A 12,649-nucleotide genomic window follows, 5' to 3' on the forward strand; every position below is an offset into this window, starting at 1 on the left:
AGCCCTTCGACCGCCTGCAAGGCAGGCGCTCAGGATAAACTTCAGCCTGAAAGGCTGAACGCTGGCATCCATGTCTGCGTCTTCCCGAAATGCCATCTGATTGGTAAGAGACATGGACTCCAGCCTGCGCTGGAGTGACGACAAAAAAAGGCGCCGGATCGCTCCGGCGCCTTCTCCTTACTCGTGTCGCTCGCCCTACGCCGCCGCCTTCGCCCGGCTGGCGCGCTTGCGCTCATGCGGATCGAGGTGGACCTTGCGGAGCCGGATCGACTTGGGCGTGACTTCGACCATCTCGTCATCGTCGATATAGGCGATCGCCTGTTCCAGCGTCATTTTCTTCGGCGGGGTCAGCCGGATCGCGTCATCCTTGCCGCCAGAGGCGCGGAAGTTGGTGAGCTGCTTGGCCTTCATCGGGTTGACTTCGAGGTCTTCGGTCTTGGCGTTCTCGCCGATGATCATGCCCTCGTACAGCGCCTCGCCATGGCCCACGAACAGGATGCCGCGCTCTTCCAGCGGGCCGAGCGCATAGCTGTTCGCCTCGCCCGCGCCGTTGGAGATCAGCACGCCGTTCTTGCGGCCCTCGATATTGCCCTTGTGGGGTCCATATTTCTCGAACAGCCGGTTCATGATGCCGGTGCCGCGCGTGTCCGACAGGAACTCGCCATGATAGCCGATCAGGCCACGCGAGGGTGCCGAGAAGGTGATGCGGGTCTTGCCGCCGCCCGACGGGCGCATGTCGGTCAGTTCGGCTTTCCGGATCGCCATCTTCTCGACGACGGTGCCCGAATGCTCCTCGTCCACGTCGATGACGACGGTCTCATAGGGCTCGGTCCTGCCGCCCTTCTCGTCTTCGCCGAAGATCACGCGCGGGCGCGAGATGCCGAGTTCGAAGCCCTCGCGGCGCATCGTCTCGATCAGCACGCCGAGCTGCAGCTCGCCGCGGCCGGCGACGTCGAAGCTGTCCTTGCCGGCGCTCTCGGTCACCTTGATAGCGACGTTCGATTCTGCCTCGCGGAACAGCCGGTCGCGGATCATGCGGCTCGTCACCTTGCTGCCCTCGCGGCCCGCCATCGGACTGTCGTTGACGGCAAAGGTCATCGACAGCGTCGGCGGATCGATCGGCTGCGCCTGCAGCGGCTCGGTGACGGTCGGGTCGGCAATGGTGTTGGCGACGGTCGCGACGGTGAGGCCGGCCAGCGAGATGATGTCGCCCGCCTTGGCTTCGTCGACCGGAATCCGCTCCAGCCCCCGGAACGCCATGATCTTCGAGGCGCGGCCGGTCTCGACCACATTGCCTTCGGGATCGAGCGCGTGGATCGGCTGGTTGACCTTGACCGTGCCGCTCTGGACCAGGCCGGTCAGGATGCGGCCCACGAAATTGTCGCGATCGAGCAGCGTGACGAGGAACTTGAAGGGGCCGTCGGGGTCCGCCTTCGGCGCCGGAACATGTTCGACGATCTTGTTGAACAGCGGCGCCAGCGTGCCCGAGCGGGCGGAGGCGTCCTCATTGGCATAGCCATTGCGGCCCGAGGCGAACAGCACCGGAAAATCGAGTTGGTCGTCATTGGCTTCGAGGCTGACGAACAGGTCGAATACCTCGTCCAGCACCTCCTGGGTCCGCTCATCCGGGCGATCGATCTTGTTGACGACGACGATCGGGCGCAGGCCCAGCGCCAGCGCCTTGCCCGTGACGAACTTGGTCTGCGGCATCGCGCCTTCAGACGAATCGACCAGCAGGATCACGCCGTCGACCATCGACAGGATACGCTCCACCTCGCCGCCGAAATCGGCGTGACCGGGCGTATCGACGATGTTGATCCGGTTGCCCTCCCATTCGACCGAGGTGCACTTGGCCAGAATGGTGATGCCTCGTTCCTTTTCCAGGTCGTTCGAGTCCATTGCGCGTTCTTCGACGCGCTGGTTGTCCCGGAAGGTGCCCGATTGGCGGAACAGCTGATCGACGAGCGTGGTCTTGCCATGATCGACGTGCGCGATGATGGCCACGTTGCGAAGGCTCATGGGTGTCGGATGTCCTGAATATGAGGAATTTGGCGGGCCCATAGCGGAATTGGCGCAATGCAACAAGGCCATGGCTGGCAATTGATGGGCCATCGTCTCCAACAGCGATCCGTTCGGAGGGCGTCGGGCAAAAAAACGGGCCGGTTCGTTGGAACCGGCCCGTAAGTCATTAGGAGAGGATGCCTGAAAGGCCTGCTCCCATTGCGACGACGCAGCGGGTTTGGCAAATGCCGATGCAGCAAGAACAATTGCATTTTTTGCAATCGTCGCACTTTCCGAATGCATCGAAGGGGAGACGCTCGGGTCTCCGACCGTATCGCTTGAATAATGCACCCCATACGGCCATCTTCGCCTGAGCAGGCATGAGGGAGAAGCGGGGCGATGGCCACGACGACGACGACCGAGGAACCGGCGCTGGTGTTGCAGGCACCGGAGCCGGTGAAGACCCTCAAGCCCGAAAAGGCCGCGGGCCTCGTGCCGCTTCAGGACGAACAGCGTTCCAAGCTCGACGAGAAGGTCGACAGCTTCATCGAGGAACTTGTCGCGCAGGACGTAAACAGTCCCGAATTCGGCAAGCGGGTCGATTCGATCAGCAATATGGGCCGCAAGGAAATCGCCGAGGCGGCCGGCCAGTCGAACCGTTTCCTCGATCGGCCGGTGCGCGCGATCGATGCCGATAACGGCGTCGGCACCAACCTGGCCGAGCTGCGCCGCACCGTCGAGGATCTCGATCCCGGCAAGCGCGACAATCTGTTCACCAAGAAGAAGCTGTTCGGGATCATCCCTTGGGGCAGCCGGATGCGGGACTATTTCGACAGCTACCGCTCCGCGCAGAGTCATATCGCCTCGATTCTCAACAGCCTCGCCTCGGGCAAGGACGAGCTGATCAAGGACAATGCCGCGATCGATGTCGAGCGGCAGAATCTTTGGGCGGCGATGGGCCGGCTCGAACAGATGATCCATCTGTCCAAGGCGCTCGACGAGAAGCTTGAGGCCAAGGCGCTCGAGCTGGACAGCAGCGATCCGGAAAAGGCCAAGGCGATCCGCGAAACCGCGCTCTTCTATGTCCGCCAGCGCAGCCAGGACCTGCTGACCCAGATGGCGGTGACGGTGCAGGGCTATCTTGCGCTCGATCTGGTCAAGAAGAACAATATCGAGCTGGTGAAGGGCGTCGACCGGGCCTCGACCACCACAGTCGCGGCGCTGCGCACGGCCGTCACCGTCGCGCAGGCGCTGACCAGCCAGAAGCTGGTGCTGGACCAGATCACCGCGCTGAACACCACCACCGCCAACATGATCGATTCGACCGGCGAGATGCTGAAGAACCAGACCGGCGAGATCCACAAGCAGGCCGCCTCTTCGACCATCCCGGTCGAGACGCTCCAGCGGGCCTTCCAGAATATCTACGACACGATGGACACGATCGACCGCTTCAAGGTCGAGGCGCTCAGCTCGATGAAGCAGACCGTCAACGTGCTGACCAGCGAGGTCGAGAAGTCGAAGGGCTATATCGCCCGGGCAGAGGGCGCCGCACAGAGCCAGGCCGAACCGTTCAAGGCGCTGGAGTAGAAACGCCTCATGGTCGACAGCCGCGCCACGATGGACCGCGCCGAGGAGGTGCTGGAGCGGATCCGGTCGCGCACCAGCCCGCGCGAGATACAGAAGCATCGCCGCCGCGTCGCCGGCTTCTTCCGCCGGCTCAAATATGCCGTCTATGCGGTGCTCGCGATCGCGCTGGCGGGTGGCTTGATCGGCACCTTCCTGACCCCGCTCGGCATCATGGGCGCCTTCCTGATGATGGTGGTGATGGCGGTCGCCTTCTTCGGGATCATGGGCTGGCCGCAGGCGCCCGAGCCCACCCCGCAGCAGATGGCGAAAAGCGAGCTGCCCATGCTCCCGGCGCAGACCGAACGCTGGCTGGAAGCGCAGCGCCCCGCGCTCCCCGCCCCCGCCCAGCGGCTCGCCGACGAGATCGGCATCAAGCTGGAGGCGCTGGGGCCGCAATTCGCCCAGCTCGATCCCAAGGCGCCCGCGGCATTCGAATTCCGCAAGCTGGTGGCGGAGGAGCTGCCCGAACTGGTGGAAGGCTATAAGCGGGTGCCGGAGGGCATGCGCCGCGCCGAGCGCAATGGCAGTTCGCCCGACCGCCAGCTGCTCGAAGGATTGAAGGTCGTCGACGACGAACTGCGCCGGATGGGCGAGCAGGTCGTCAGCGGCGACCTCGACAAGCTGGCGACCCAGGGACGCTATCTGGAACTGAAATATAAGGGCGCCGACGACGAAGGGCGGTGACCCTGTTGTGGTCACCCCAGCGAAGGCTGGGGTCCATGTCTCTCACCAACCATGGTGTCACCTGAGAAGAATGCAGACATGGATGCCAGCCTCCGCTGGCATGACGTTACTTTGCCATTCCATCCGCCTGCCTGATCCCGCGCACCATCGCCGCCATCGCATCGGGATAGGAAGGTCCACCACAGGTCGTCAGCGCCTCGCCGATATCGATATGCCGGGCGGGCGGGATCACGCGGCGAAGCAGCGGATGCTGGAGCATCTCGGTGCCCTTGTCGCGTACGGTTCGGCCATTCTCGACGAACAGGATATCGGGCCGGGCCACCGCCATCTGCTCCACCGAAAGATAGGACAGCATCGGCCGGTTCAAACGGGTCGCGAGGTTCACCAAGCCGGCGCGGCGCATCATCTCGTCGATCAGCGTGCCCTGCCCGGTCAGATAGCCGCGCCGCTGATAATAGGCCGCCACCCGCCCGCGCCCCGGCGGTGGCCCCAGCGCCTTCAGCCGCGCGCGCATCGTGGCGACCAGCGCCTCGCCGCGTTCGGGATGGCCGATCTCGGCGGCGACGAGGCGCGCCGTTCGCTCGATGCTCTCGAAACTGTCGTCCCAGGGCAGCTGCACCAGCTTCACATGCCGGCTCTTCAGCACCGCCAGCGCCGCCGGGGTGCCGAAGCCCGAGCTGAACACCAGATCGGGCTTGAGGGTCAGCATCTCCTCCGCGCTGCCCCGGATGCCCGGATAGCGCATCGCCTTGCGCCAGCCCCAGGAGATGCGCGGATCGCGCGCGAAGCGGTTGAGCGCGACGATCTGGCCCGGATCGGCCAGTTCGAGCAGATATTGGTCGGCGCAGGGGCTGAGCGAGACGATGCGCTTGGGCGCGGCCTGTGCCGGCCCGCCCAGCGCGATGGCTGCCAGGAAGAATGGGAGGGCGCGGCGGAGCATCGGCTTCTCAATCCGGGATCGCCCCGCTAGGGTCAAGCCGGCCCCGACATGACCTTCCGTTCCCCCCGCCTCCTGCTGATCGCCCTGCTCGCGCTCGCCGCGCTGCTGCTGGGCGTGGGATCGCTGCTGACCGGGCCGACCCGCTTCGGCAGCGGCGAGATCGCGCATATCCTGGCGGGCGGCGGCGATCCGGTGCTGCGCGCGGTATTGCTGGAGCTGCGCCTGCCGCGCGCACTGCTCGGCCTGCTCGTCGGGGCGATGCTGGGGCTGGGAGGCGCGGTGCTCCAGGGCTATCTGCGCAACCCGCTCGCCGAACCCTCGGTGCTCGGCACCTCGAATGCCGCCGCGCTGGGCGCGGTCGTGGCGCTCTATTATGGCCTGTCGCAGGCGCATCCGCTCGCCTTGCCCCTGCTCGCTATAACCGGCGCCCTGCTCGGCCTCGCCCCGCTGCTATTGCTCGCCGGCCGTGCCGAAAGCCCGCTGTCGCTGATCCTCGCCGGGATCGCGGTCGGCACGCTGGCCGGCGCAGGGATCAGCCTCGCGCTCAACCTAGCGCCCAATCCCTTTGCGGCGATGGAGATCATGAGCTGGCTGATGGGATCGCTCGAGGATCGCAGCTTCGATCATATCCTGCTCGCGCTGCCCTGCATCGCGGTCGGCGCGGCCCTGCTGCTGTGGAACGCCCGCGCGCTCGACGCGCTCACCCTCGGCGAGGAGGCCGCGCAGACGCTCGGCGTGAATCTCGGCCATCTCCGCCTGCGCCTGCTGGTCGCCACCGCGATCGGGGTCGGCGGCGCGGTCGCGGTGTCGGGCGCGGTCGGCTTCGTCGGGCTGATCGTCCCGCACCTGCTCCGCCCGCTGACCGATCGCTCGCCCTCGGCGCTGCTGATCCCCTCGGCGCTGGGCGGCGCGGCGCTGCTGTCGGCGGCGGACATCGCCGTCCGCCTAATCCCGACCGAGATCGAGTTGCGTCTCGGCGTGCTGACCGCGCTGCTCGGCGTGCCCGTATTCCTCTACCATCTGGTGCGCGAGCGGCGGCTATGGTGAGCCTTTCGATCGAGGCGCTGCGCGTCACCCTGGGCTCGGCGGAGGTGCTGCACGGCATCGACGCGGCAATCGCGCCGGGCGCACTGGTCGGCGTGATCGGCCCCAATGGCGCGGGCAAATCAACCCTCGCCCGTGCCATCACCGGCCTGGTCGTCCCGGCCGCCGGCCGCGTCCTCATCGACGGTGCGGACGTCCGCACCCTCGCGCGCGCCGCGCTCGCGCGCCGCATCGCCTATCTGCCGCAGGGTCAGACGGTCCACTGGCCGCTGACTGTCGAGCGGCTGGTCGCACTGGGCCGCCTGCCGCATCTAGCACCCTTTTCGGCGGTATCCGCCGAGGACCGGATGGCCATCGGCCGGGCGATGGAGCGCGCCGATATCGGCGATCTCGCCGGCCGCATCGTCACCGAACTGTCGGGTGGCGAACGCGCCCGCGCGTTGATCGCACGCGCGCTGGCGGTCGAGGCGACCGCACTGATTGTCGACGAGCCGCTCGCCGCGCTCGATCCCGGCCATCAGTTGCAGCTGATGGATCTGCTCAAGGCCGAAGCGGCGGCTGGCAGCCTTGTGATCGCGGTGCTCCACGACCTCGCCATGGCGGCGCGCTTCTGTGACCGGCTGCTGCTGATCCACGAGGGCCGGCTGGTCGCCGATGGCACCCCCTCAGCCGTGCTGACCGCCGAAAATCTGGAGCGCTGCTACCATATCCGCGCCTGGACCGGCACGATCGAGGATCAGGCGGTGGTCTTGCCGCTTTCCCGGTCCTGATCGCCGGGCGCGGCAAAGCTCAGATAGGCGAGCCGCCGCACCTCGCGCCGCCCGCGCACCACCGTGGCCAGGATCAGCCCGCAGAACCAGTTGAGCACCGCCAGGATGACGAGCCCGGTCGACAGCAGCGCGGTAGGCAGGCGCGGCACCAGGCCCGTCTGAGCGTAGGTGATGGCGAGCGGGATGGCCAGGACGATGGCGAGCAGCGCCAGCGCGGCCCCGATCGATCCGAAGAACAGCACGGGCTTTTCAAGCCGGAACAGGCTGGCGATCGTCCTCAGGATGCGCCAGCCATCGCGATAGGTCGACAGCTTGGAGACCGACCCTTCGGGCCGCGCGCCATATTGGGTGACGACCTCTCCGACCGGCATCTGCAGTTCCAGGGCATGGATGCTGATCTCGGTCTCGATCTCGAACCCCGCCGACAGCACCGGGAAACTTTTCACAAAGCGTCGTGAAAAAACCCTATAACCCGATAGAATATCGGAAAAAGTTCGGCCGAACAGACGAGCCAATATTCCCGTCAGCAGCTTGTTGCCAAAGCGATGTCCGCGCCGATAAGCCTCCTCCACCTCGGACTTGCGCGCGCCCACGACCATGTCGAGCCGCTCGTCGAGCATCATCTGGATCAGCGCGGGTGCGGCAGCCGCATCATAGGTCGCATCGCCATCGGCCATCACATAGATGTCGGCCTCGACGTCGGAGAACATGCGACGCACGACATGGCCCTTGCCCTGCATCCGCTCGGTCCGGACGATCGCGCCGGCGGCCCGCGCGACCTCGACGGTGCGGTCGCTGCTATTGTTGTCGAACACATAAATGCGCGCACTAGGCAGCGCGGCGCGGAAATCCGCAATCGTCGCGCCGATCGCCGCCTCCTCGTTGTAACAGGGCAGGATCACGGCGATATCGGGCTGCATGGCGACGGTGATAGCCCCGGTCGTTTCGCTTGTCATCCATCCACCTCCGCCACGCTGTGCCGGCGCCGCCACACCAACCCGGCGACAATCGCCACCAGTGGCAACAGCCAGATGATCCGCGCCTGATAGCGCGGCTGCGGCTCCGAAACCCCGCCGCCGAGCAGGGCGTTGGCCGCCATCGCGGCCAGCAGCAGCGCGCACCACAGACCGATATCGCGCGCCGCCCGGTCGCGGCGGCCCGCGAGGCAGGAGACGACGGCGATGAGGGCCAGTCCAACCACGCCATAATGAAGCCCGGCCAGGCCCCGCTGCGGCCACAGCCCCCGCCCGGCGGGGCTCGCGGCCAGCGTCGCCCGCTCGCGGGGGGGCAGCGACGTCCAGCAATGCGGCGGCGTCGCGCAATGGCTGTTGGCCAGATCGACCTCGAAGCGGAGCATCTGCCGCAGGCCGTTGCGCAGGATACGTCCGCCCTGCTCGATCGGATACTCGGCAAGCACGGCCAGCGCGAACGCCTTGTCCTCGGCCGAGAGCGCACGGCGCGTCGCGGTGTCCGCGAACATGTAACCGCCAACCTTCGGATCATGCGACCAGAGGAATTCGCCGGCGCCCATATGGTCCTGCCCGGCCCAGGCACAGGCCGCGAACCCGGCTTCGGGGCAATGGCTTCGGAGATAGTCGAGCCCCGGCCCATCGGCGATGAAACGCGCGGTGAGCAGCGGCACCAGCAGCGGCTTGCGCCCGAACACATGCTCGACCATGGCGCTGGTCAGCATCACCGACAGCAGCCCGATCAGCACGATCGTCGCGCCACTGCCGGCCAGCGGCAGGAAACGCCGCCTCGGCCATCGCGCCACCAGTCCCCAGACGAGCAGCACCGCCACCATCGCGGCGATGACGAGGATATGGGTCAGGTGCGCCACGGCGGAGGCCGCCATCAGTGCGTAGAGACTCCATCGCTCGGCGGGCGCAAGCCGGCCACGCTCGATTGCGAGCAACAGGAAGGCCAGAATGCCGAAACCCGCGAGCAGATCGGGCATCAGCAGGCCGGTGAAGAACGGCAGGCTGGTCAGCAGGGCCAGCGCGGCGACCGTCCCCGCGACGACCAAGGGCCGCGCCAGCCCGAACAGCCTGAGGGTGAGCCGGATCAGCGCATAGGCGATCGCCGCCTGCCCCAGGACGAACAGCCAGAAGCGCCCCAGCATGTAGGACAGCCATAGCAGCGCGCCGAAATAGGGCGATCGCCCCGCCATGATGCTCTCGGTGCCCAGATCGTTGCCGCGCGGGCTGACATGGCGATCGGCGTCGCGCACCTTGCCGCCGGGCTCCAGCGATCGGGCATAATGCGCGGTCCATTCGCTGCGGATGCGATGGCCCGAGAAGATATAGGCCGCGCTGTCGGCGGCGCGGACATAGGCGGTGCTGTCGGGGAAATAAAAGGGTTGGCCGTTGAGGAAGGCCGGCCAGGCCAGCGCCACCACACAGGCCAGGTGGAACAGCATCCGCCGGATCACGCGCCCCCGCCCCTCATCCGCAACCAACGCTGCCCCTCATCCGGGATTAGGGGTGGCTTTGCAACCGGCCTTGGGGCAGCAGGAAGCGATGCAGGAGGATTATGCGCTCTATGTCGCCATCGTCGAGGCCGGCAGCCTGTCGGCGGCGGGGCGGCGGCTGCGCATCTCGCCGGCGATGGTGTCGAAACGACTGGCGCGGCTGGAATCCCGGCTGGGCGCAACGCTGGTCCACCGCACCACGCGGCGGCTCGTCCTTACCGATGTCGGCCAGGCCTTCTACGAGGATATCCGCCGCATCCTCGAAGCGACCCGCGCGGCCGAGGCGCGGGTGGCCGGGCGGGTCGGCCAGCCCGGCGGGCCGTTGCGGGTCTCCGCCCCTACCTCCTTCGGGCGGCTCCACATCGTTCCCCATCTCAAACCCTTGCTCGAACGCTACCCGCGCCTCGAACTGAGCCTCGATCTCGACGATGGCTTCATCGATCTGCTGGGCGAGCGGATCGACGTTGCGATCCGGATCGCAGCCCAGCCGGCCGGGTCGCTGGTCGCGCACAGGCTTGCGGAAAATCACCGCATCCTCTGCGCCGCCCCCGCCTATCTGGCCGAACATGGCACCCCACAAAGCCTCGGCGATCTGGGGGGCCACCGCCTGCTCGCCGCCGTCCACCAGCTTCCCTGGCGGCTGGAAGGCCCGGACGGCCCGGTGACGGTCGAGGGCCACAGCGTCGTCAGGACCAATTCGAGCGAGGTGGCGCGTGACCTCAGCCTTGCCGGGCTGGGCATCGCGCTGCGATCGACCTGGGATGTCGGGCCGGCGCTGCGCGACGGCGATCTCGTGCGCATCCTGCCCGGCTATCGCGGCGCAACCGACGTGGCCATCTATGCGGTGCAGCCGCGCGGTGCCGAGGACGCCCCCAATGCCCGCGCCTTCGTCGAGCATTTTCGTACGCTTTTCTCGCCCTTGGCACCCTGGGACAAATAGCTGGCATGATTGAAGAACTTCGCGACATCATGGCCCGCCTGCGCGATCCTGAGACGGGCTGCCCCTGGGATATCGAACAGGATTTCGCGACCATCGCGCCTTATACGATCGAGGAAGCCTATGAGGTGGCCGACGCGATCGAGCGCGGCGACATGGATGGGCTGCGCGACGAGCTGGGCGACCTCCAGCTCCAGGTCGTGTTCCACGCCCGGATGGCGGAGGAGGCGGGCGCCTTCGACCTGAAGGACGTGCTCGATTCGATCAGTGCCAAGATGATCCGCCGCCACCCGCATGTGTTCGGCAACGGCGCCAGCCCCGGCTGGGAGGAGATCAAGGCCGCCGAGCGCGCGGGGAAGTCGGAGGACGACAGCGCGCTGGCCGGCGTGGCGGGTGCCCTCCCCGCCCTGCTCCGCGCCGAGAAGCTCCAGAAGCGTGCCGCGCGCACAGGTTTCGACTGGCCCGATGACGAGGGCGCGCGCGAGAAGGTGGCGGAGGAGATCGACGAGGTACGCGAGGCGCGCTCCAACGATCACCGCTTCGAGGAGATGGGCGACCTGCTGTTCGCCGTGGTCAACTGGGCGAGGAAGCTCGGCATCGACCCGGAAGCGGCGCTGCGCGCGGCCAATGCCAAGTTCGAGAGGCGCTTCCGGGCGATGGAGGAGATGGCCGGCGACGCCTTCGCCGGGCTGAGCCTGGATGAGAAGGAAGCGCTGTGGGTGGAAGCGAAAAGGAAGAAAGCCGCTTGACCGTCGCCCCGGCGGAGGACGGGGCCGCAAGCGTGTGCCATCCGGTCGTCGCAGGAGCCTCTTGCGGCCGCGGCCTCCGCCGGGGCGACGCCCGATCCCTTACCGCGCTTCGAAGCGCGCCAGATCCTTGTCCGACAGCCGGACCTCGACGATCATCATGTCGCCCTCCACTTCCTGCCCGATCACCTCGCCATTGGCGTGGAGCCAGGCCAGCGCCGCGCCGTCGCCGACCGGCACCGACAGGGTTCGCACCCGATTGCCCGTCGACAGGCGATCGGAAACGAAGCGGCGAAGGTCCTCGACACCGTCCCCGGTCAGCGCTGACAGGGTGACGACATCCTCGCGCCGCTCGGCTTCCGCCAAGGTCGCCGCGCGGCTGTCCTCGTCGAGCATGTCGATCTTGTTCCACACCTCGATGATCGGCGCGCCCTCGCCGGCCTCCGCGTCCGGCGCCTTCGGGCCGACGCCGATTTCGCCCAGCACCGCCAGCACATCGCCCGCCTGCGCGTCGCTGTCAGGATGGGCGATGTCGCGGACGTGGAGAATGATGTCCGCGCCGGTCACCTCTTCCAGGGTCGCGCGGAAGGCCGCGACCAGCTGGGTCGGCAGGTCGGAGACGAAACCCACCGTGTCGGACAGGATTGCCTTGTCGAGCCCCGGCAGGCTGATCTGCCGCATCGTCGGATCGAGCGTGGCGAACAGCAGGTCCTCGGCCATCACCTTCGCCCCCGTCATCCGGTTGAACAGGGTCGACTTGCCGGCGTTGGTATAGCCGACCAGCGCGATCACCGGCCAGGGCGCGCGCTGGCGCCGGGCGCGGTGCAGACCCCGGGTGCGGCGCACCTGCTCCAGCTCGCGGCGCAGCTTCGCCATGCGATCACGGATCAGCCGGCGGTCGGCCTCGATCTGGGTTTCGCCCGGGCCACCCAGGAAGCCGAAGCCGCCGCGCTGCCGCTCGAGGTGGGTCCAGCTCCGCACGAGCCGGCCCGCCTGATAGTCGAGATGGGCAAGCTCAACCTGCAACCGGCCCTCGGCGGTCGCCGCGCGCTCGCCGAAGATTTCCAGGATCAGGCCGGTTCGGTCGATCACCTTCGCCTCGGTGGCTTTCTCCAGATTGCGCTGCTGGATCGGCGTCAGCGCCGCATCGACGATGATCAGCTCGGCCTCGCCCATCCGCGCGGCGAGCGCGATCTGGTCGACCTGGCCCGAACCGAACAGCGTGGCCGGCTTGGGATCGCGCAGGCGAAAGGCCAGCTTCTCGACCACATCGACGCCGATCGCGGCGGCCAGCCCGGCCGCCTCGTCGAGGCGCGCCTCGGCGCTGCGCGGGTTGTCGCCCGCGCGTTCGGGAAGAGCCACGAGCGCCCGTGCGCCGCGGCTCAACCCGTCATCGTCCTCGCGGTTGAAAACGCTCATGAGCGGTTAGAA

Annotated in this window: 11 protein-coding genes; 6 read left to right on the forward strand and 5 right to left on the reverse strand. The window is 67.3% G+C overall.

Going from position 1 to position 12,649, the window contains the following annotated elements; translation table 11 throughout:
• Positions 1 to 195 precede the first annotated feature (195 nt).
• Positions 196 to 2,019: a translational GTPase TypA gene (gene typA, locus CMV14_RS13865; protein WP_066963245.1), complete on the reverse strand. Its 1,824-nt coding sequence runs from the start codon at positions 2,017 to 2,019 to the stop codon at positions 196 to 198.
• A 381-nt stretch (positions 2,020 to 2,400) separates the two neighbouring features.
• Between typA and CMV14_RS13870 the strand changes: the two genes are divergently transcribed.
• Both CMV14_RS13870 and CMV14_RS13875 read left to right on the forward strand, forming a co-directional pair.
• Positions 2,401 to 3,588, forward strand: coding sequence for a toxic anion resistance protein (locus CMV14_RS13870; protein ID WP_066963242.1), 1,188 nt, complete (start codon positions 2,401 to 2,403; stop codon positions 3,586 to 3,588).
• Between the two features lie 9 nt (positions 3,589 to 3,597).
• The gene (locus CMV14_RS13875; protein WP_066963239.1) at positions 3,598 to 4,311 is read left to right on the forward strand and encodes a hypothetical protein; all 714 of its coding nucleotides are present in this window, start codon (positions 3,598 to 3,600) and stop codon (positions 4,309 to 4,311) included.
• Positions 4,312 to 4,417: 106 nt separating this feature from the next.
• On the opposite strand, the gene CMV14_RS13880 is transcribed toward CMV14_RS13875, so the two are convergent.
• Positions 4,418 to 5,251, reverse strand: coding sequence for an ABC transporter substrate-binding protein (locus CMV14_RS13880; RefSeq protein WP_066963235.1), 834 nt, complete (start codon positions 5,249 to 5,251; stop codon positions 4,418 to 4,420).
• 48 nt (positions 5,252 to 5,299) lie between these two features.
• Between CMV14_RS13880 and CMV14_RS13885 the strand changes: the two genes are divergently transcribed.
• Positions 5,300 to 6,298, forward strand: a complete 999-nt coding sequence (locus CMV14_RS13885) for a FecCD family ABC transporter permease (protein WP_066963232.1) — start codon at positions 5,300 to 5,302, stop codon at positions 6,296 to 6,298.
• The gene (locus CMV14_RS13890) at positions 6,292 to 7,065 is read left to right on the forward strand and encodes an ABC transporter ATP-binding protein (RefSeq protein ID WP_066963229.1); all 774 of its coding nucleotides are present in this window, start codon (positions 6,292 to 6,294) and stop codon (positions 7,063 to 7,065) included. Before CMV14_RS13885 ends, CMV14_RS13890 begins: the two co-directional genes overlap by 7 nt.
• Here CMV14_RS13890 and CMV14_RS13895 read toward each other — a convergent pair.
• Positions 7,032 to 8,021 carry a glycosyltransferase family 2 protein gene (locus CMV14_RS13895; protein ID WP_238147037.1) on the reverse strand — a complete coding sequence of 330 codons (990 nt, stop codon included), beginning with the start codon at positions 8,019 to 8,021 and terminating at the stop codon, positions 7,032 to 7,034. The two genes, CMV14_RS13890 and CMV14_RS13895, sit on opposite strands and share 34 nt — an antisense overlap.
• On the reverse strand, positions 8,018 to 9,496 hold the full coding sequence (locus CMV14_RS13900) for a hypothetical protein (protein ID WP_066963528.1): 1,479 nt from the start codon (positions 9,494 to 9,496) through the stop codon (positions 8,018 to 8,020). The genes CMV14_RS13895 and CMV14_RS13900 overlap by 4 nt, the downstream gene beginning before the upstream one ends.
• 88 nt (positions 9,497 to 9,584) lie before the next feature.
• Between CMV14_RS13900 and CMV14_RS13905 the strand changes: the two genes are divergently transcribed.
• Both CMV14_RS13905 and mazG read left to right on the forward strand, forming a co-directional pair.
• Positions 9,585 to 10,475 carry a LysR family transcriptional regulator gene (locus CMV14_RS13905; protein ID WP_066963227.1) on the forward strand — a complete coding sequence of 297 codons (891 nt, stop codon included), beginning with the start codon at positions 9,585 to 9,587 and terminating at the stop codon, positions 10,473 to 10,475.
• 5 nt (positions 10,476 to 10,480) lie between these two features.
• A complete protein-coding gene (gene mazG, locus CMV14_RS13910) occupies positions 10,481 to 11,221 on the forward strand; it encodes a nucleoside triphosphate pyrophosphohydrolase (RefSeq protein ID WP_066963224.1) in 741 nt (246 codons plus the stop codon).
• Positions 11,222 to 11,320: 99 nt separating this feature from the next.
• On the opposite strand, the gene hflX is transcribed toward mazG, so the two are convergent.
• Positions 11,321 to 12,637: a GTPase HflX gene (gene hflX / locus CMV14_RS13915; protein WP_066963222.1), complete on the reverse strand. Its 1,317-nt coding sequence runs from the start codon at positions 12,635 to 12,637 to the stop codon at positions 11,321 to 11,323.
• Positions 12,638 to 12,649 lie beyond the last annotated feature (12 nt).

Origin of the sequence: Rhizorhabdus dicambivorans (genome assembly GCF_002355275.1) — a bacterium.
GTDB lineage: Bacteria > Pseudomonadota > Alphaproteobacteria > Sphingomonadales > Sphingomonadaceae > Rhizorhabdus > Rhizorhabdus dicambivorans.

Excerpts from the sequence above, each read along its gene's own strand:
- CMV14_RS13895 (WP_238147037.1), bottom strand. The coding sequence starts at position 8,021 with ATGACAAGCGAAACGACCGGGGCTATCACCGTCGCCATGCAGCCCGAT.
- CMV14_RS13885 (WP_066963232.1), top strand. The coding sequence starts at position 5,300 with ATGACCTTCCGTTCCCCCCGCCTCCTGCTGATCGCCCTGCTCGCGCTC.
- CMV14_RS13905 (WP_066963227.1), top strand. The coding sequence starts at position 9,585 with ATGCAGGAGGATTATGCGCTCTATGTCGCCATCGTCGAGGCCGGCAGC.
- CMV14_RS13870 (WP_066963242.1), top strand. The coding sequence starts at position 2,401 with ATGGCCACGACGACGACGACCGAGGAACCGGCGCTGGTGTTGCAGGCA.
- CMV14_RS13890 (WP_066963229.1), top strand. The coding sequence starts at position 6,292 with ATGGTGAGCCTTTCGATCGAGGCGCTGCGCGTCACCCTGGGCTCGGCG.
- CMV14_RS13875 (WP_066963239.1), top strand. The coding sequence starts at position 3,598 with ATGGTCGACAGCCGCGCCACGATGGACCGCGCCGAGGAGGTGCTGGAG.
- hflX (WP_066963222.1), bottom strand. The coding sequence starts at position 12,637 with ATGAGCGTTTTCAACCGCGAGGACGATGACGGGTTGAGCCGCGGCGCA.
- typA (WP_066963245.1), bottom strand. The coding sequence starts at position 2,019 with ATGAGCCTTCGCAACGTGGCCATCATCGCGCACGTCGATCATGGCAAG.
- CMV14_RS13880 (WP_066963235.1), bottom strand. The coding sequence starts at position 5,251 with ATGCTCCGCCGCGCCCTCCCATTCTTCCTGGCAGCCATCGCGCTGGGC.
- mazG (WP_066963224.1), top strand. The coding sequence starts at position 10,481 with ATGATTGAAGAACTTCGCGACATCATGGCCCGCCTGCGCGATCCTGAG.